Below are 20483 nucleotides of genomic sequence, written 5' to 3'. Positions count from 1 at the left end.
TAACAATAATTTTAAAGCTACAGCTTAATATCGTTTGGTGAAATTAAAGTAATAAGCTCGCCAAGCATCTTATCCATATCATATTCAATTTGCGCTACTGAGGCGGTTTGAAATATTGGCATTGCGTGGTCACTTGTCAGCTCAGCAACCAAATAACTCACTAAAGGCATGTGTGACACGAGTAAAATATTTTGATACTGCTCAGCTCCGCAAACTGCATCTAAATAATCATGTACATCCTTAGCATTATCTTCAGGTGTAATAATTTTTAATGTTTGTCTGTTAGCTACATTACTTAGCTGGCTTATTAGGGCATCGGCCGTTTGTTGGGCTCTTGTATATGGGCTCACAAAAATACAATCAAATGGCTGATTTTTTTCTCGTAACCATTGCCCTATAACTTTAGCTTCTTCAACGCCATTTTCAGTCAACGGTCTGAGCGCATCGGTAGGAGCAACCATTTCAGCTTGTCCGTGACGCATAACAAAAATTTGCATAAACACCTTAATTTTAACACTATTTGATAGTTCACCCAGTGAAGTGAACATGCTTTTTCAGTTAGTTAGACTAAAACACCCACTATATTAAAGCACTAACCATATAGTGTTAATAATACATTAGGTATATATCTTAATAAATAGCGCTATAGTAAAGTAATTGTTTATCTTTTTGTTACATCGGTTAAGAATAAAATGGACTCATCTTATTCCTTAAGGTAATTTAGAACGATAAAAAAAACATCAATAAACTATAGCAAAGCCCTGCTATGGGTAAATTGTGCGGGAGCGACAGTGAAAAAAAGCCCGAATGACGCTAAACAATATCAAACAATTACGCTAGGCAATGGCTTAAGAGCTTTATTGGTTCATAATCCTGAATCAAATAAATCTGCCGCAGCATTAGCAGTCAACGTTGGCCACTTTGATGATCCTACGCATCGCCAGGGTCTTGCCCACTTTCTCGAACATATGTTATTTCTTGGCACAAAAAATTTCCCTGATGGCAGCGAATACCAACAATTTATTAATCAGCATGGTGGCAGCAATAATGCATGGACCGCAACTGAACATACTTGCTTTTTCTTTGATATAGGACACCAACACTTCAGCTCTGCCATTGAACGTTTTGGTGAATTTTTCACCGCGCCATTATTATCTGAAGAATTTGTTAATAAAGAACGTAAGAATATTGACGCCGAATTCAAACTCAAGCTTAAAGATGATATTCGACGGTTATACGACGTTCATAAAGAAACGATAAACCAAGATCACCCTTTCGCTAAATTTTCTGTTGGTAGCAGTGAAACCTTAGCAGACAAAGATGGTTACAATTTACGCGAAGAATTGTGTGATTTTTTTCAAGCAAACTATCAAGCAAATTTTATGACCCTTGTGTTAGAAGGTCCGCAATCTCTCACTGAACTAGAAAACTTAGCCAATAACCATTTTTCTAAGGTTAAATCTAATGGAATTTCGAAAGCTAAAATTAACCATCCTCTTTACCTTCCAAAGCATCAACAAAAATGGATATCTGTCCAACCAGTTAAAAATGATCAACAACTGATCATCAGTTTCGCTATGCCAAGTATTGACAAATTTTATCGTCAAAAACCTGAATCTATTCTGGCCTATTTAATTGGTCATGAAGGCCCTGGTAGTATTTTGTCATTGTTAAAAAGTAAACAATGGGCTTTGGCTTTAACGGCAGGTTCAGGTATTAATGGCTCTAACTTTAAAGATTTCAATATTAGCATCTCGCTTTCAGAACTAGGGGCGAAAAATATAACAGCTATTGTCAGCATCGTTTTCTCTTACTTAAATCTATTAAGAAAAGAACCACTTAACGAGCAATATTACCAAGAAAAAAAATCACTCGCTGAATTATCATTCTCTTACCAGGAAAAGTTATCACCACTCGACTCAGTTAGCCAACTCGTCATTAACATGCAGCATTACCCTGAGCAAGATTACATCTTTGGCGATTACGTGATGGAAGGACAAAACACAGCAACATTAACTGCTTTACTTGAGTTTATGGTGGCTTCCAATATGCGTATCATTTCTATCGATAAAGATGGACCTGAACAGCCACATAGTAACACCAGTAAATGGTATCAAGTGCCCTACACGGTCAACGATATTGAGCAACAACAAATTGAGCAATGGCAACAGGCGGCTTATTTACCCGAGCTCTCATTACCGAACAAAAATCCTTACATAGTCGCTAGGCCAGAGCTAGTAAAAGATGATAGTGAAAAAAATAACAACCTGACTCCGCCAGCAATTATATATCAACAAAGTGGACTAAATGTTTGGTTTAAGCATGACACCAGTTTTAATACCCCCAAAGGCTACATCTATCTATCCATAGACTCTCCAGCAGTGATAGAAAGTGCAAGCACAATAGCAATGACACGGTTATTTATTGACTTATATAGCGACGCAGTTACAGAAGAACATTACGATGCCGAGTTAGCGGGTATTCACTATCATTTATATTCCCACCAAAGTGGGTTAACACTGCAATTATCAGGTATTAGTACCAAGCAAGAGCAGCTATTACCGCTACTTTTAGCCAGCCTGATGCAAGGAAAATTCTGTCCAAATAAATTCGAATTATTTAAGCAACAACTACTCAGTCATTGGCATAATGCAGAAAATAGCAAATCAATATCGCAATTATTTGCCAGCCTTAGCGCAACAATGCAACCGAAAAGCCCTAGTAGCCAAACCTTAATTAACGCCCTTGAAAAAATAGAGTTTCAACAGTTTAAAAGTTTTGTACCTCGAATATTTGAAAACACTGCAGTAGATATGCTAATTCACGGCAATTGGTCCAAACAATCTGCTGACAAAATTATTACAGATATCAAACAAGTATTTGCTGGCAAGTTGTCAGAAAGCAATCAAGTGCAAACGCCTTGTATCGACATTCAAGGTTTGGGAGCGATAACACTTCCCATGGAACTGCCAGAGCATGACCATGCAGCCCTACTTTACTACCCCATGGCGAACAAAGATTTACGTACAGTTGCATTAACCATGTTGACTAATCAGTTACTATCTCCCACCTTCTTCCAAGAAATGCGCACAGAGAAGCAATATGGTTATTTAGTTGGTGTCGGCTTTATCCCTATTAATCGCTATCCTGGCATTGCTTTTTATATTCAATCACCACACACCGACTCTGTTACGTTAACAAAAGCAATGGACGACTTTATTGCTCGTTCTAACAATTACATTACAAATTTACCTGCTGAGCATTGGCAGCATTTACAATTTGGCTTAGCTAGTCAGTTACAAGAAAAAGACTCAAATTTGAGAATTAAAAGCCAGCGTTATTGGGCTGCCATTTGTAATAAAGAGGCATCATTTAGCCAAAAACAAAAACTGATCTCAATCATTGAAAGTTTATCAATAAACGATGTCGCTGAATTCCTCCAGCAAAATTTTCATGGCGCAGAAAGTAAAGATCGATTGGCATTATTGAGTTACGAAAACGGCGCGCAATTAGAGCAAATGGCAAAAAGTATCACTATTAATGAAAATATCGAAACTTTATTAAAAAAGTGTCAAAGAAAATATTAATTTAGCCGATACATAGATAAATGTGATTATAACAGGGATATAACCATGCCATCCCGTCACAATAACACCAAACATTGACTTAGTTCCTCACATCATTTGTAATGGGACGTGGCATCCAAAAATAATAAAAATATATGGCATACCTAATAAATCAAATTATTAAGGTATGGGCTTCACTACCAAAAGGTTGTATTTGTGCTTTTGCTTCTTTTTAAAAATAGATTAATTTCTCAACTTCATACTACGCTTGCTGTCTTAGCTATGCTGGTTTTGCTATTCCCTGTTAGTAAAGTTATAGCCTCAGAAAACAACATAAATCAAAACCCTCTGAAATTTGAACGCATCTCTATCGCCGAAGGCCTGTCCCAAAGTTATGTTTACGATATTATTCAAGATAAAAATGGCTTTATATGGATAGCCACCCAAGATGGATTAAATCGTTATGATGGTAAAAACTTTGTTTATTATCGTCACGACAGCACCGATAAAAAATCAATTGCTGACAACTTTATCCGAAAAGTCTTTATAGATAACAATGACGTTCTCTGGGTTGGTACAAATGAAGGGTTAAGCCGATATAACGAATCATTAAATAATTTTGATAATTTTCTCCATCAAGCTAACGATAGTAACTCACTAAAAGACAACGAAATTTGGGATATCTATCAAGACCCCAATAATAACACTTGGGTTTCCACCAAAGAAGGCCTACATAAATTCGATCCAGAGAATAAAAATTTTTCGCGAATAAGGATTCGTGGTTTTGATACCGCTTTAAAAGAAATTAAAACCATTTTTCAAGATAAAAAAGGTAATTATTGGCTTGGTACTTATGATAAAGGTATATATTTAGCCAATAGTACACTGACTTTTGCAATTTCTTTAAGCGATGAAAATAAATGGAACTTAAAACTTAACGCAGATGCCCTTTACGATCTCAAATTTATAGATAACCAATATTGGCTAGCTACTAATAATGGCCTTTTTGTCGTCTCTCAAGATTATGAAATTAAAAAACATTACTCTGAGGATAAAGAAAATGTAAACGTTAAGTTATTATCTAACAATGTCAGAACTATCACATTGTTAGATAATTCAATGGTATGGCTTGGTACGCTAAATGGACTAAACATAATCAATCTGTTATCTGGAAATGTAGCTGCATATCAAACAGTTCAGCATAAAAATGCAATTTCCAACAATTATATCTTAAAAATTTTTAAAGACAGTGCTGATAATATTTGGATTGGTACCCACGGTACCGGCATTAACACTTTCAACAGCTTACAGTTAAAAATTCGACATGGATTATTTAGCTATGATGAAGCTCCAAGCTCTGTATATGCATTTGCTGAATCTAAAGATGGAAGGACTTGGTTTGCGACTGATGATGGAAAAATAAGTTACTTAAATTCAGATGAAAAGGTTCCTCATTTAAAAGTTGAGACTAAGTCATCTATTTCTCATTTAATGATAGATACTAAGGATAATTTTTGGTTCCGAGCTGAACCAGAAAGTCCAAACCAACCAGGAAGCCTTTATTACTTTGATACTCAAACTTTAACTATAACTGAAAATGAATTTTGGAAAAACAATTCCTATCACAATAATTTAAGCCAATTATTTTTAATAGAACATAAAATATGGTTTATTGATAGCGAAATGCAGTTAGCCTCATTCGACATTCAAAGCAATCAATTCGAAACGTATGAGAATGAAAGTGGTAGCATATTTACAACATTAAATTACGAAAAGAGTAATGAAATATGGCTTTCCACCAAAAAGGGTGAGATTTTAACCTTTAATATAGTAGAGTCTGATTTTTCAGATATTTTATACGAATTATCGAATAATAGTACATTTGGGGAAATTTCAACGATTGCTTTGTCCGATGAATGGATTTGGTTAGGTTCTCGTCGCAATGGCTTAGCAATAATAAACAAAAAAAATGATACTAATGTTTTTTTTAACGAAAAAAATGGCCTTAGTAATAATTTTATTGCTGATATTGTTATTGATTCAACAGGAAAAGGTTGGTTATCAACGAATATAGGTATCAACTCAGTTGATCCAAACAGTAAATTAGTAAAGTCTTACAATAAAGATATGTTATTAAGTGATAATGAGTATATTAGTGATAGCTCATTACTCACGTCTGATGATACAATTTTTTTCGGTGGAATTAATGGTTTTCATACATTCATTCCTCAAGAAATTTTTCGGATAGGACAACAAACACCTCCCCCCATTATTTCTAATATACTTATAGCAAACAAAGAAGTCCCTGTAGCTAGTACTTTACCCTCAAATACTACTGAGGACTTATTTTATTTAGAGCATTCACCTAACTTTTTAACCACTCTTACGTTGAAACACACACAATCCCAATTTAGCATTGAATTTATAACCCCTAACACAAAGCTACCAAACCAGTTAAATTATCGTTACCGTTTAATAGGATTGGAAGATAAGTGGATTGATTCAGGCAAAAACAACCAAAGAGCAACTTATACTAATTTGAACTCTGGCGACTATCTCTTTGAAGTACAAGCATACGACTTACAAAACAAACAAGAAAGCGCAATAAAATCACTAAATATTACTATAATGCCACCGTGGTGGTTATCGACTAGCGCACTATTAATCTATAGCCTAATTACACTGTTAATTTTCGCTTATATTTTGCAACAGATGAGACATAAGCGACTATATCACTTACAAATAAAGTTAAGTGAAGAGCGCCTTAAATTATCGCTTTGGGGCAGCGGTGATGAAATGTGGGATTGGAACATTAAGAGTGGAAAGATATTCCGATCAAATATCTGGGGTATTCTAGAATTCCCGCAAGATGGCAAACGAAATGTTGGCGCCGATCAAACTAACATTCACCAACATGATATTCCTCGTGTGCGCGAAGCATTAAATGATCATTTTGAAGACAGTAGTCAACATTTTGAAGCGACCTATCGTGTAAAAGATAAAGATGAAAAATGGATTTGGGTTCTCGATCGCGGAAAAATTGTTGAACGAGATGAAAAGAACAAACCCAGTCGAATGACAGGAACTCTGAAAGATATTAGTCAAATAAAACGTGCGGATGAACGCTTAAAGCTTTTTGCTAAATGTATCGAAAACATTTCAGATGCGATTGTAATTTACGATCGTCAATTTACCGTCGTTGATGTTAATAAAGCTTTTCAAAGTATTACAGGAAGAACTAAGTTACAAATGCGCGGGACTTTGCTTAAATTTGAGCAATACCCTGACAGCTTTAACCAAAACGTAAAAAAACATTTAATTACCAAAGGCAGTTGGCACGGTGAAATTGAAAATACTCGTGACAACGGCGACATTTATTTAACTGACTTAAATATTGATATCATTCGTGATGAAAATGGTAATATATCGCACTTTGTTGGTGTTTTCTCTGATATTACTAAACGTAAACAAACAGAAGCCGAATTAAGAAAACTTGCCAATACTGACACCTTGACTGGGCTACCTAACCGGGCTTTTTTCCAGACTAATCAACAAAAATTAGTTAACAATAAAATGCCACATGCGTTATTAGTTTTCGATTTAGATAACTTTAAAAAAGTAAATGACTCTTTGGGCCACGAAGTTGGCGATCTTTTACTTTGCAAAGTTGCTGAGCGCATTAGAAGTTTAGGGCGAAGTCAAGATACCGTATATCGATTAGGTGGTGATGAATTTAGTTTAATTATTGAAAACACCAATGATATTCATACTATCACCACTATCGGCAAAGAGGTTTTAAAGTCTATTGCCCTCCCACTGAGACTTAAAAGCCAAGAAATTGTACTTTATAGCAGTATTGGCATTGTACTCTACCCTGAAGACGGTAAAAGCCCTCAAGAACTCCTCAAGAATGCTGATACAGCTATGTATCATGCTAAAAATACTGGTGGTAATAAATACCAGTTTTTCAGTGACTCAATGAATAAAACTGCGGTTAAACGCCTGCAAATAGAAAGTTTAATACGACACGGTTTAAAAGAAGATTTATTTTCAGTTTTTTATCAACCTAAAATCGAGATCGCGACAGGGAAAATAGCGGGAATGGAAGCCCTAGTTCGTTTTGAAACACCAAGAAAAGGCATAATTAGTCCTGTTGTATTTATCCCAGTTTCAGAAGAAACAGGACAAATTATAGATATTGGTGAAGTTGTCCTACGAAAGGCCTGTATTGCCACCAAAAAATGGGTTGATTCAGGTCTTTTTGACGGCCGAGTTGCAGTTAATCTATCAGCCGTGCAGTTTACTCAACCCAACTTAGTGGCGATGATTGCTGATGCATTAAAAGAAAGTGCATTACCAGCGAAGTATCTAGAGTTAGAAATAACGGAAGGCACGGTAATGGATTCGCCACAAAAAGCCATCGATACTATGTTACAAATTCGCGCGATGGGAATCCATTTATCATTAGACGATTTTGGTACAGGATACTCTTCATTAGCATATTTGAAAAAATTCCCATTAAACACGCTAAAAATAGACAAAGCTTTTGTTGATGATATAGAAACATCTGAACAAGGTCGAAACATGGTAGCAACCATAGTAACTATTGCGCATAACCTAGGCATGCAAGTTGTCGCAGAAGGCGTTGAAACCAACCAACAACTGAGCTTTCTTTCAGGCTTACGGTGTGAGCAATTACAAGGTTACCTTTATAGCAAACCACTTCCTCAAGGCGACTTTCAAAAATATTTACTTTCTTTTCAAATCACGAATAAATCCACTTCGTTTGGAAATAGTTCAATCTAAGATAAAGTGTCGATTTTTTGGCACCGTGATTTCGTGGTAAAAACACGTTAGAAGGCCTATAAATAAAGGCTTTCATTATTGGCATGATTCTAGCTTTATTAATATTGAAATTAACTTAATTTATTAATAAGGAATACAATGCTTAGTTCATTAATTTTATCTTTGACAATGTCAGTAACTCCAGTATCAGTCGATAACCTCAACACATTAGTAACCGATGTAGCAGGCACTAAGCGTGGTGTAGTCCGCATTAGCCAAGAACAATTAGACACTGTAGAAGCCGGCACTAAACGCGGTGTAGTTCGTATTGGTACTAAACGCGGTGTAGTTCGTATTGGTACTAAACGCGGTGTAGTACGCATTAATCAAGATCAATTAGATACAGTAGAAGCTGGAACAAAACGTGGTGTAGTTCGTATTGGCACTAAACGTGGCGTAGTTCGCATCTAGGAGGCTTTATGATTAACTTAATTAAAGCATTATTTATAGCTGAAAAGATAGAAAACACTATCGCTGCAAGCATCGAAATAAAAGAAATGCCTGCAAGCACTTGGTGGAATTAAGCTCACATAGCAATATTAGTAAGCTATAGAGTTATAAGAGTATTGGACACTTCGCTACAAGGAAGTTAGCGTCTTTATATTAAGCGCTAGTAGTATAAAAACAAGGAATAGTTGACGTATTATGCTGAAAATAACAAACAATCAAAACCAAAACGCTGATATGTCTTTAAACGTTTTTTCATACAGAACATTGGCCATACAAAAGGCCCAAACATCAAACCTGCTGTTGCCCATCGCTTTACACCTAAGCCACTGCTCATTGCCTGACAATAAAAAAATATAGAAAAAACAACACTTAATGCCACGCCTAATAACAAAATCATGCTCTACTCACTTCGAAAACATTATACTTACAAAAGAAAAAGATTACTAAACGCATGGATTTTAGCAAGTTTAGAGTAAATATTCAAAACTATTATAGCTAGTTTATCGACATTTTTTCGCGTCAATATAATACCAATTTGACTAATTAAGTGATCTACTTTTTCATGAGGAAAAATGGATAATTACAAGGCATAAAATTTAGTCAGTAGTTATTCTACTTATAAATCTTATAACGCGGTCATTATTAATTTTAACCATTAAAAATGAGCAGCTAATTAATCAACTTGGTATAACACTAAAGTTTAAAATGCATAAAAAAAAAGAGGCAAAAAACTGCCTCTTTTTTAGTCAATAATTGCCACCATCCCGGCAGATATATACCGTTAATGGTGGCATAAGTTAAATCATGTTATTTATAAAAACTATCATTTTGCTCTGCCATTTTCACTAACGCATCACAGGGTGTAAAGCGATCACCAAACTCGGCTTGCCACTGTTTCAGTTTACTCACTACCGTAATAGCGCCAATTTTATCCATATATTGGAATGGGCCGCCAAGAAAAGGAGGGAAGCCAATACCAAAAAGAGCACCAATATCACCATCACGTGCATTACGAATAATATTTTCATCTAAACAACGAGCAGCTTCATTAAGCATCATATAAACACACCGTTCAGCTTGCGCATCTGTAACCTTTGTATTACTAACTTGCAGTCCTAACAGGGTATATACGCTTTTATCGACCAGCTTTTTCTTACTTTTAGTATTGTATTGATAAAAGCCTTTCTTGGTTTTTTTACCTAAACGGCCATCATCAATTAATTTAGAAAATGCCGGTGGAGGTGCAAATCTATCGCCTAAATCTGCTTGCAAAATTGGACCAATTTTAGCCCCTACATCGATACCAACTTCATCTAATAACTGCATAGGGCCAATCGGAAAACCAAACTTCACCATAGCTTTATCAAGCGCTTCAATAGAGCAACCTTCAAGTAAAAGTATCGCGGCCTCATTCATATAAGGTGCCAAAATACGATTCACATAAAAGCCCGCTTTATCTTTAACAACAATAGGTGTTTTCCCTTGTTGTTTCGCAAATGCAACGGTTGTTGATATCGTTTGGTCTGAGGTTTTTTCATTAGGAATTATCTCAACCAATGGCATTTTATCCACCGGAGAAAAGTAGTGCAGACCAATAACATTTTCTGGACGCAAAGCCTTCTCAGCTATTTTACCGATGGGCAAACTTGAAGTATTACTTGCGAAAATAGTACCTTCTTTACAATGACTTTCAATTTCAGCCACCATATTTTGTTTTAAAGTTAAATCTTCAAATACAGCTTCAACAACAATATCCATATGACTAAAACCAGTATAATCTGTAGTACCTGTTATCAAGGCTAACTGACTTTGCATTTCGCTATGTCGCATAAAGCGTCGTTTAACTTTTTTGTTTAACAAGTCATAACCATATTTCAAAGCGTAGCTAATACCTTGATGTGAAATATCTTTTATGCGCACTGGCAAGTTAGCTTTTGTTGCAGTAACAAAAGCGATGCCACCACCCATTAGGCCGCCTCCAAGTACCGCTGCTTTAGTTATTTTTTCAGGAGCAACACCTTCAACACCCTGCTCTTTTTTCATATCAGTGGTGGCAAAAAATACCTGTCGAAGCTGAGCCGAAACATCACTCATCACTAATTGACCAAAATGGTCCGCCTCTACTTGATAACCTTTTGAAGGTGCTTGTTCAACACCAGTTCGAATACAGTCAATTATTTTTAAAGGCGCTGGATAATTACCTTTGGTTTGACTTAATACCATTTTCGTCGCTTTGTTAAATAAAACACTTCGACCTAAGCCATTACCTTCAAGTAACTTATCCATCATTGATAATTTACGCGCTTTAGGTTTTGCTTTACCTGACAGTGCAAGCTGCTCTGCAGATTTTAGTAAAACACTATTCGGTACTACATCATTGACCAAGCCAGCTTTTAACGCTTGAATGCCACGCAATTGCTTGCCAGTAAGCATCATATCTAATGACTTTTGAATACCAACAAGTTTTGGTAATCTTTGTGTACCACCACCACCAGGCAACAGACCTAACTGTACCTCAGGCAAACCTAATGCAGTTTTAGGGCTGTCACTACAAACTCTGGCATGACATGCCATAGCAAGTTCTAATCCGCCGCCTAAACAAGCGCCATGGATCGCAGCCACAACTGGAATAGATAAGTTTTCAAGTTGATCAAAAATCATTTGCCCTTGGCGTGACAGAGCTGTTGCTTCAGAAGCAGTAGTACAGTTCGCTAACATGTGTACATCCGCACCCGCGACAAAAGAATCCGCTTTACCACTGGTTAACACTAAGCCAATAATGGTCTTATCTTCGCGTATCTCTTTTAATACTTCAGCGATTTCATCGGCAAATTCAGCTTTCAATGTGTTCATGGAATCGCCTTTCACGTCCATAATCAAATGTGCTATGCCATTTTCTTGGCGCGCTAAACTAAAAGTCTTATTATTCTCTTTTTGTTCTATATTTGTTGTATCAGTCATTAGTCTGTCTCCACAATCATAGCCGCACCTAAACCACCCGCCGCACAAGCTGTGGTTAAGCCAACACCGCCGCCACGACGGTTTAATTCATTCAATGTTTGTACAATCAAGCGCGTGCCTGTTGCGGCAAACGGATGACCATAAGCTAACGAACCACCCATAACATTAAACTTGTCCATATCGATTTCACCAATGGCCTTATCGCGACCTAAATGGGTTTGAGCAAACTTATTACTAGCAAACATTTTTACGTTGGCAAGTGCTTGTGCTGCAAATGCTTCATGCATTTCAATTAAATCTAAATCAGCTAAATTCATGCCTGCACGCTGCAAGGCAATTGGTGTGGCATAGCTTGGCCCCATTAGCATATCTTCCCATACGTCAATAGCGGCAAAACCGTAACTGCGAATATAACCTAACGGCTTATAGCCTAGTTCTTTCGCGCGACCTTCACGCATCATTAAAATTGCCGAAGCACCATCGGTAAGTGGCGTACTTGTCGCAGCAGTTACCGTACCGTGTTTGCGATCAAATACCGGACGTAATTTTGCGTAACTGGCTAATTCAGAATTTTCACGAATACAGTTATCTTTTTCAATAAACGACTTGTACGGTTCGCTGTGTGCGGTCATCACCTCACCCGCAAGCTTGCCTTCTTGCCAACTTTTGGTCGCTAAGGTATGTGAACGATGAGCTAATGCATCTTGTGCTTCACGGGTAATCCCATGGGTTTTTGCCATTTGCTCTGCAGTTTGTCCCATTGACAGGCCGGTAGAATATTCAGCAACGGCAGGCGGAACCGGTAAAATATCTTTAAAGTTAAGTTGACGAATTAACGCCATTTTCGCACCAAATGAACGAGCCTTACTTAAATCAAGTAAGGTGCGTGCGAGTTTCTTAGAAACACCAATAGGAGCAACTGATGTTGAATCTGCACCACCAGCAACGCCAACATCAACAAAACCCGCCATAATTGACTCTGCAACATTCACGGTTGATTGAAAGCTAGTCGCACAAGCGCGTGAAACACTGTAGGCATCAGTATGAACATTCATCCCTGTGCCTAAAACAATCTCACGGGCAATATTTGGCGCTTCTGGCATTTGCACAACTTGCCCAAAGACTAACTGGTCAATAATTTTAGGATCAACGTCATGCTTTTGTAGTAATTCATTGACCACAATTTTACCTAAGTCGACGGCAGGAATGCCATGAAAAGCGGTAGCTTGTTTTGCGAAAGGCGTGCGTAAGCCAGCGACAATTGCTATGCGTTCTCCGCTGCCTGTTATTAATTTTGATTGTGTCATTTTTAATTCCATCTTGTTGCAACGCTCAAGAGGTCAGACCTCTTCGGATTTAATATAATTCTAACGATAAATAGAAATAATTCAATCATTAGCTAACAAAAGTTAAAAAAATAATACCAAGGTATTAAAAAGCTAAAGAAAAATCCCTACAATTTTGCCATTATGGTTGTTTTTTAAAACCTGAACCTTATATCAATCTATGGGTCAGACTTGCTGACTTAAATTTTTATAATCAATAAGAAAGATAAACTATGGCTATTGAACATTTTTCCTCATTAAAAGAACATTTATCTTCACAAATTATCGGGCAGCATGCGCTGGTTGAAAACTTACTCATTGCGCTTTTAGCTAATGGTCATCTTATTGTAGAAGGTCCTCCGGGTTTAGCAAAAACTCGTGCTGTTAACGCATTAGCGCAAGGCTTAGAAGCTGACTTCCATCGAGTTCAGTTTACGCCTGACTTATTACCGGCAGATTTAACCGGCACCGATATCTACCGCCCTGAAGATGGTACCTTTGTTTTTCAACCTGGGCCATTATTTCGTAACTTAGTACTAGCTGACGAAATAAACCGTGCGCCAGCAAAAGTACAGTCTGCTTTATTAGAGGCTATGGCTGAGGGCCAAATTACCGTTGGAAGAAACACTTACCCTCTTCCTGAATTATTTTTAGTCATGGCAACGCAAAACCCGATAGAGCAAGAAGGTACTTATCCATTACCTGAAGCACAGCTCGATCGTTTTTTAATGCATGTTGAAATTGACTACCCCGATGCAGCCAGCGAGTTAGAAATTTTAAAACTTAACCGGGGTGAAGCATTAAAAATAGAAAAGCAGGCTGTTAAAGAAATTACACAAGCTGACATTTTCGCTGCACGTGAGCAAGTGATGCAAATTCACATGGCCCCCGCGGTAGAAAACTATATTGTTGACTTGATAATGGCCACACGTAACCCAGAAAAGTATGACGATAAATTAAAACAGTGGCTGGCATACGGTGCTAGCCCGCGTGCCACTATTGCCTTAGACCGTTGTGCACGAGCAAGAGCTTGGTTAAATAACCGAGATTTTGTTAGTCCTGAAGACGTTCAAGCGGTTTTTCATAACGTATTGCGTCACCGCATAATCATGACCTATCAAGCTGAAGCAGAAGGTATCAGTAGTAATCAACTACTTGACCATTTACTTAGTTTAGTGGCGGTTGCCTAGGCGCAAGTTACCCTTATGTGGTTTAATCAAAAAAAATCGACCGAACAAGATAACCCGCAAGCCTTGCTTGATGAACTGGTTAGTAATGGTATTGAATTAACCATAGATGAGCTGATTCGTTATCAAACGAAAAGCTCACTGATTAATTTAGCAGCCTCAAAAAGCTCACATGGCAAAATGTCAGGCAATTACCTCGCTCGTAGTAAAGGACGAGGTATGGAGTTTGATGAAGTGCGCCATTATCAAAACGGTGACGACATTCGCGCTATTGATTGGCGAGTAACCGCGCGCACAGGCAAAACACATACAAAATTATTTCGTGAAGAAGTTGAACGCCCCGTACTTATCGCCACTGATTTAAGCACCAGCATGTTGTTTGGCAGTCGCTTGCTTTTTAAATCTGTACAAGCAGCACATGTTGCTGCCCTTGTAGCCTGGCATGCTAAGTCTCGTGGCGATCGCATCGGCGGTGTCGTGTTTAATCAACAAAGTCACACTGAATTAAAGCCCCGTAGCCGACAACAAGGTGTTCTGCATTATTTGCATGCGCTAGTCAAAAGCCATGCCGACTCTATACAAATTGCTAGCGAAAATGAAGATAGAGAACGAACAAAATTAGCCTTTGAACAGAATTGTGCACGTTTACGTCAGCTCGCAAAACCTGGCAGTTTAGTGTATCTAATTACCGATGCATTTAGCCTTTCTGATGAGGCAGTTCGTCACTTAGCTAATATTAGCCGGCACTGTGAATTAGTGGTGTGCTTGATCAGCGACCCGCTCGAGCAACAACTCCCCGATAGTGCGCAAAAAATTAGTGTTGCTATTACTAGCGGTGATAATGACGAGCGACAACAATTTATACTCGGCGACAAAGCACTTGCTGAAAAATATCACCAGCAAGCCATGAGCTTAAACGACAGCATAGAACAACAATTAACTAAAGCTGGCGCACGCTTACTGCACTTTTGTGCCAGTGAAGCACTCGAAACCCAATTACATCGCGGAGTAGCGTCATGGATCCGTTAGCACAACTAAGTGATATTCACCTGCCTAGTAATGTACATAATTATCCTATTGCCCCAGGTTGGTGGCTTCTAGCCATTCTCGCTTTAGCGTTAATTATTTATACTGTAGTAAAACTTCGTCAATATTTTATTAAGCGTAAAGTACAAAAAATAGCATTAAAACAATTAACCACGGCAACTGAAATAAGCAGTATAGTCGCCATGCTAAAATGGGCCGCTTTACAATATTTTCCACGAGAAAAGGTAGCTCACTTAACTGGCGATGCGTTTAAAACCTTTTTAATTACAACACTGCCGACTAAGCAACAAGATAAGTTTTCTGAGCTAAGCGCCGAGCATTTTAATTCGGTTTATCAAAGTGATTCTGCTAGCCAAAAAACAGATGATTTTTCTGCTGCAGCAAAGTTATGGCTCAGTTATGCTCTGCCACCCAAAAAAGACTTACCTGTGTTAGCCAGTGCTATAACTAAAAACTCTAGCGCTTCACTAGATAACAGTAAAGAAATTGAAGATATATCCGTTGAAGATATTGTTAAAAATGAAGGAGTCAAATCATGATCCATTTTGATTTCCTCTGGGCGTTAATCGCCCTACCACTGCCATTACTTATTTATTGGCTGCCCGCTAAAAAACAAGTACAAGCAGCACCGCTTAAAATGCCAACCATCATTAAAGGCATGCAAACACAAGAGTTTGCCCCAGAAAAGAAAAAAACATCACTGCTGATCCTCAGCCTTATTTGGTTGTTAGTTGTGCTAGCCAGCACTCAGCCTCAATGGCTAGGCGAAGCAGTTAATGTTCCTACTGAAGGCCGCGAAATGATGATCGCTGTCGATCTATCTGGCAGCATGCAAGTGGAAGATATGACCTTGAATGGTCGCAGTGTCAATCGCCTTGATATGTTAAAAGTATTGCTAGGTGAATTTATCGAACGCCGAAGTGGTGACAGGCTAGGTTTGATCTTATTCGGTGACGATGCTTACATGCAAACGCCCATGACTTTTGATCGTAAAACCGTGCAACAAATGCTCGACGAAACGGTATTAGGTCTAGTCGGTAAACAAACCGCTATCGGTGATGCTATCGCATTGGCAGTTAAACGCTTTGACGAACAAAAAGATTCAAATCGCGTACTGTTATTACTAACCGATGGCCAAAACACTGCAGGAAAAATCACACCCGATCAAGCACTTGAATTAGCTGTAGCAAAAGATATTACTATCTACACCATCGGTATTGGTGCTGATATTATGATCCAAAATTCATTATTTGGCGCCCGTCGCGTTAACCCTTCAAGTGAACTTGATGAAGAGTCTTTACAACGTATTGCTGATGAAACCGGCGGTTACTATTTTCGTGCCCGAGCCAGTGAAGACATGAGTAAAATTTATAAATTATTGGATAATCTAGAACCTGTAGAGCAAGAACAGCAACAAATGCGCCCACTAACCGCATTGTTCCACTGGCCTTTAGGTTTAGCTTTATTGATAAGTTTACTCACCCTGTTAATTAAGAGTGTTTCCAATGGCCAATTTTTCATTCGTAGCAAAAAAGTTTCGGGAGTGAAGCATTAACATGGCTGACTTTCATTTTATTCGCCCGCTTTGGCTATTCGCCATTATAATCTTAATTTTCATGTTGTTTATGCTAAAAAAACTGCGTGTTAAACAGTCTGGTTGGCAACAACTTTTACCCGCTCATTTAGCGAAAGTACTAGTGCAAGGCAACACAAAAGCGAAATCTAGCTCATTAGTTCTACCTTTTTTTATTGGCTTGCTATCCATAATAGCCATGGCAGGCCCAAGCTGGCAAAAGCTGCCACAGCCAGTATATCAAGTAGCGCAAGGTTCTGTCTTGATCATGGACATGTCCTACTCCATGTATTCAACCGACGTTGCACCTAATCGTCTGACACGTGCGCGCTACAAAGCCATAGATTTACTCGATAATATCAAAGAAGGTGAAATCGGCCTTATCGCTTATGCGGGCGATGCTTTCAACATTAGTCCACTAACGGGCGACAGCAATAATATAAAGTTATTACTCCCGTCATTAAGCCCTGATCTGATGCCAGTGCTGGGTAGTAACCCTTTCGCTGCACTTTCCTTAGCCAATGAAATGTTAGTCAACGCAGGTCATAACGACGGGGATATATATTGGTTTACCGATGGCATTGATAACATCGATATTCAAGATATAACCCAATGGTCGCGCGATCATCCTTATCGTCTTAATATACTTGGCGTTGGCACAAAAACAGGCGCGCCTATTAAACTCAGTAATGGCGAATTAATGAAAGACGATAACGGCGCGATTATTGTGCCGAAGTTACCCGTACAAACATTACGAGGTCTCGCGAAACGTGGTAGAGGCAACTACACCACACTAACCCATGACAATAAAGATATTGAACGACTGATCTACAAACCTATGGTCACAGACACCGACAACACCAAAGAAAGTGAAAATACCGGTGATCAATGGCAAGAATTTGGCCCTTATTTATTACTCTTAGTTTTGCCACTGCTACTAAGTTACTTTAGACGTGGCGCACTATTGGTAACACTGCCGTTTGCCCTAATGTTAATACCTAATAACAACGCTCATGCAGATCTTTGGCAAGATCTTTGGAAAACTAAAGATCAACAAGGCCAAGACCATTTTAAAAGTGAACAATACCAACAAGCAGCAGCAGAATTTAAAAATCCACTATGGCAAGGTAGTGCACACTATAAAGCAGGTGATTACGAACATGCCTTAGCTGCGTTTCAACAAGAGAACACCGCTGACGCCTTATATAATCAAGGCAACGCCTTGGCTAAACTGCAAAAAGTTGACGAAGCGATAGCGGCCTATGATAAAGCTTTACAGCTTGATCCCGACTTAGCCGATGCAAAAAATAATAAAGCCATTCTTGAACAGTTAAAACAACAGCAAGAAAACCAAGACCAACAATCTGGTGACGAACAGCAACAACAAGACGAAGATCAAGAGCAACAAAATCAGGATGGCGAGAGTCAAGACAGCCAAAGCCAAGACGGTGAAAGTAAAGAAGGCGAGCAGCAAGGTGATCAAGAGGGTCAACAAAACTCTGAACCAAAAGACCAATCCGAACAAGATGAGTCATCTGAGCAACAAGATTCTGAAGATCAACAAGCGCAAAAAGACCAGCAACAAGCTGACAGTGAGCCACCAGAACAGACAGATGAGCAACAAGCTAAAGAGGCTCAGCAAGCCAAAGACGCTGAAGAGTCAAATGATGCACAAAGCGCAGAAGCACAACAATTAGCAGAGCAACTAGCCAAAGAAACCGAACAAAAACATCAACAGTTGCTCAATAAAGTAACAGATGATCCCTATATGCTACTGAGAAATAAAATGCAGTTAGAGTATCAAAAACGTAATCAAGATCGCCGAAATGTAGGAGTTAAGAAAAAGTGGTAAGAGTTATAATTTCTTTGTTGGCTATTTTAATCTCATTTCATAGCTACGCGTTAACACAAGTCAGCGCCTCGGTAGATAAAAATCCGGTGATGATCAATGAATCGTTAATATTAACCGTTACCGCCGATGACGATATTGACAGAAATGCCTTAGACACATCAGCACTTTTAGCCGACTTTATTGTTGGTAGAACCTCAGTTAACTCACAAACTAGCATGGTGAACTTTAACACTACCCGCACCACTACCTGGAATACCGTATTAATACCTCGTCAGTCCGGTGAACTTAACATACCAGCGTTTGATATTGACGGCGTAAAAACACAAGTCATCAAGCTTGACGTGTTAGCAGCCAACAAATCAGCGGCATCGACCCAGCAAGATTTATTTATCACCACACAAGTATCTGCTAACGATATATACGTGCAACAGCAAATTACTTTAACGGTAAAACTTCACTTCGCGGCAGAGTTAAAACGTGGCAGTTTAACTGAACCGACTTTAGCAGGTGCTAACATTTTACAAGTTGGCAAAGATAAAGAATCAGAAAATATTATCAACGGTAAACGTTATCGTATTATCGAGCGGGTATATGCCATTAGTCCGCAAGAAAGTGGTGAAGCAACAATAAAATCGCCGATTTTTTCTGGCGAAATAATTATGCCTTCAGCCAGACGCTCTAACTTTTTAAGCTTCGCTGATACAAAACCGGTTAGCGTGGTTGGCGACGACATTGAGTTAACGATTAAAGCTATTCCCGCTCAAGTTAATGGTGCATGGCTACCCAGCGAGTTATTGGCTTTACATCAAGAATGGCAACCTGAGCCAAGCCAATTTAAAGTCGGTGAACCTATCACTCGCACAATCACCCTTACTGCTGCTGGCCTTTCAGAAGAGCAATTACCCGAAATTACTATAGAAGTACCGCAAGGATTAAAAGTTTATCCTGATCAAGCAACGCTTCACACCGGCCTGAACAATGAACGTTTAGTCAGTCAAAAAGTCATCAACTTTGCCATTGTTGCCAGTCAAGCAGGTGAATATCAATTGCCTGAAATTACAGTACCTTGGTGGAATACAGTGACAAATAAAGCAGAGGTAGCAAAAATACCGGCTCAAACAATCACGGTATTACCTAACGCTGATATAACACAAATCGTCACACAACCCCCACCAAGCGTTGCCCTTGAAAATACAACGCCAACACCGATTGTAGAAACGGTAATAATTCAGCCGAACAACTCCCTACAATGGCTATTTCTAGCTTTATGGCTATTAACCTTATTAGCATGGTTTATATCCGCTAAGCGACCTTTCCAGTCAAAGAAAATAAATGCTGGCACTAGCAGTAAGGTTAATAATGCACATCTTGCAATGTTGGCGGCCTGTAAACAAAATAATGGCGAATTAGCCTTAGCCTGCTTACTGCCTTGGGCACAATCACAGGTATCAAGCAATAGCGAAAGCGAGTTACTCACAACACTTGATTCATTACATAATTATTTCAACGACAAAGCCCTTACTGACGCTATTATTGAGTTACAACAACGTTATTATGGCAAAAATCCAGGCCAATGGTCAGGCAACAACCTGCTCACCGCCATACAGACATTGCATAAAAAAGGTCATAGTAAATCAGCAGATGATGAAATCAAGATCAACCCTTAAACAATCTTAA

The 20483-nt window shown here is 38.5% G+C and carries 13 protein-coding genes; 9 read left to right on the top strand and 4 right to left on the bottom strand.

Annotated features, from left to right (window positions below; all coding sequences use genetic code 11):
• Positions 1 to 17 precede the first annotated feature (17 nt).
• Entirely contained in the window at positions 18 to 497 is a 480-nt protein-coding gene (gene sixA, locus B5D82_RS02070) for a phosphohistidine phosphatase SixA (RefSeq protein WP_081154246.1), read from the bottom strand.
• 294 nt (positions 498 to 791) lie between these two features.
• On the opposite strand from sixA, the gene B5D82_RS02065 reads away from it, so the two are divergent.
• From B5D82_RS02065 to B5D82_RS02055, 3 genes are all read left to right on the top strand, one after another.
• Positions 792 to 3587: an insulinase family protein gene (locus tag B5D82_RS02065; protein ID WP_081148831.1), complete on the top strand. Its 2796-nt coding sequence runs from the start codon at positions 792 to 794 to the stop codon at positions 3585 to 3587.
• Between the two features lie 195 nt (positions 3588 to 3782).
• Positions 3783 to 8372 (top strand): EAL domain-containing protein, encoded by a 4590-nt coding sequence (locus tag B5D82_RS02060; RefSeq protein WP_081148829.1) that lies wholly within the window; start codon positions 3783 to 3785, stop codon positions 8370 to 8372.
• A 138-nt stretch (positions 8373 to 8510) separates the two neighbouring features.
• Positions 8511 to 8822, top strand: coding sequence for a hypothetical protein (locus B5D82_RS02055; protein ID WP_081148827.1), 312 nt, complete (start codon positions 8511 to 8513; stop codon positions 8820 to 8822).
• Positions 8823 to 9054: 232 nt separating this feature from the next.
• Here B5D82_RS02055 and B5D82_RS02050 read toward each other — a convergent pair whose 3' ends face one another.
• The 3 genes from B5D82_RS02050 to fadI all read right to left on the bottom strand — a co-directional run bounded on the left by B5D82_RS02050 (position 9055) and on the right by fadI (position 13129).
• A complete protein-coding gene (locus B5D82_RS02050; RefSeq protein WP_081148825.1) occupies positions 9055 to 9258 on the bottom strand; it encodes a hypothetical protein in 204 nt (67 codons plus the stop codon).
• 410 nt (positions 9259 to 9668) lie between these two features.
• On the bottom strand, positions 9669 to 11822 hold the full coding sequence (fadJ, locus tag B5D82_RS02045; RefSeq protein ID WP_081148823.1) for a fatty acid oxidation complex subunit alpha FadJ: 2154 nt from the start codon (positions 11820 to 11822) through the stop codon (positions 9669 to 9671).
• The gene (gene fadI, locus B5D82_RS02040; RefSeq protein WP_081148821.1) at positions 11822 to 13129 is read right to left on the bottom strand and encodes an acetyl-CoA C-acyltransferase FadI; all 1308 of its coding nucleotides are present in this window, start codon (positions 13127 to 13129) and stop codon (positions 11822 to 11824) included. The genes fadJ and fadI overlap by 1 nt, the downstream gene beginning before the upstream one ends.
• Before the next feature lie 251 nt (positions 13130 to 13380).
• On the opposite strand from fadI, the gene B5D82_RS02035 reads away from it, so the two are divergent.
• From B5D82_RS02035 to B5D82_RS02010, 6 genes are read left to right on the top strand one after another with little or no spacing between them, the layout of a single operon-like run.
• Positions 13381 to 14337, top strand: a complete 957-nt coding sequence (locus B5D82_RS02035; protein ID WP_081148819.1) for an AAA family ATPase — start codon at positions 13381 to 13383, stop codon at positions 14335 to 14337.
• A gap of 15 nt (positions 14338 to 14352) precedes the next feature.
• Complete coding sequence (locus tag B5D82_RS02030; RefSeq protein ID WP_081148817.1) at positions 14353 to 15363, top strand: DUF58 domain-containing protein; 1011 nt, start codon at positions 14353 to 14355, stop codon at positions 15361 to 15363.
• A complete protein-coding gene (locus B5D82_RS02025; protein WP_081148815.1) occupies positions 15351 to 15920 on the top strand; it encodes a DUF4381 domain-containing protein in 570 nt (189 codons plus the stop codon). Before B5D82_RS02030 ends, B5D82_RS02025 begins: the two co-directional genes overlap by 13 nt.
• Positions 15917 to 16936 carry a vWA domain-containing protein gene (locus B5D82_RS02020; RefSeq protein WP_081148814.1) on the top strand — a complete coding sequence of 340 codons (1020 nt, stop codon included), beginning with the start codon at positions 15917 to 15919 and terminating at the stop codon, positions 16934 to 16936. Before B5D82_RS02025 ends, B5D82_RS02020 begins: the two co-directional genes overlap by 4 nt.
• Position 16937: 1 nt before the next feature.
• Positions 16938 to 18806 (top strand): vWA domain-containing protein, encoded by a 1869-nt coding sequence (locus tag B5D82_RS02015; RefSeq protein ID WP_081148812.1) that lies wholly within the window; start codon positions 16938 to 16940, stop codon positions 18804 to 18806.
• A complete protein-coding gene (locus B5D82_RS02010; protein ID WP_094122753.1) occupies positions 18800 to 20473 on the top strand; it encodes a BatD family protein in 1674 nt (557 codons plus the stop codon). The genes B5D82_RS02015 and B5D82_RS02010 overlap by 7 nt, the downstream gene beginning before the upstream one ends.
• Positions 20474 to 20483: the final 10 nt, after the last annotated feature.

The organism is Cognaticolwellia beringensis (assembly GCF_002076895.1).
Taxonomy (GTDB): domain Bacteria; phylum Pseudomonadota; class Gammaproteobacteria; order Enterobacterales; family Alteromonadaceae; genus Cognaticolwellia; species Cognaticolwellia beringensis.
Note: the sequence above shows the minus strand (reverse complement) of the source record. Positions and strands in the feature narration are given on the sequence as shown.

What these genes read in the sequence shown, in the direction of transcription:
- sixA (WP_081154246.1), bottom strand. Translation starts at nt 497, where the DNA reads ATGCAAATTTTTGTTATGCGTCACGGACAAGCTGAAATGGTTGCTCCT.
- B5D82_RS02055 (WP_081148827.1), top strand. Translation starts at nt 8,511, where the DNA reads ATGCTTAGTTCATTAATTTTATCTTTGACAATGTCAGTAACTCCAGTA.
- B5D82_RS02050 (WP_081148825.1), bottom strand. Translation starts at nt 9,258, where the DNA reads ATGATTTTGTTATTAGGCGTGGCATTAAGTGTTGTTTTTTCTATATTT.
- fadJ (WP_081148823.1), bottom strand. Translation starts at nt 11,822, where the DNA reads ATGACTGATACAACAAATATAGAACAAAAAGAGAATAATAAGACTTTT.
- fadI (WP_081148821.1), bottom strand. Translation starts at nt 13,129, where the DNA reads ATGACACAATCAAAATTAATAACAGGCAGCGGAGAACGCATAGCAATT.
- B5D82_RS02035 (WP_081148819.1), top strand. Translation starts at nt 13,381, where the DNA reads ATGGCTATTGAACATTTTTCCTCATTAAAAGAACATTTATCTTCACAA.
- B5D82_RS02030 (WP_081148817.1), top strand. Translation starts at nt 14,353, where the DNA reads ATGTGGTTTAATCAAAAAAAATCGACCGAACAAGATAACCCGCAAGCC.
- B5D82_RS02025 (WP_081148815.1), top strand. Translation starts at nt 15,351, where the DNA reads ATGGATCCGTTAGCACAACTAAGTGATATTCACCTGCCTAGTAATGTA.
- B5D82_RS02020 (WP_081148814.1), top strand. Translation starts at nt 15,917, where the DNA reads ATGATCCATTTTGATTTCCTCTGGGCGTTAATCGCCCTACCACTGCCA.
- B5D82_RS02015 (WP_081148812.1), top strand. Translation starts at nt 16,938, where the DNA reads ATGGCTGACTTTCATTTTATTCGCCCGCTTTGGCTATTCGCCATTATA.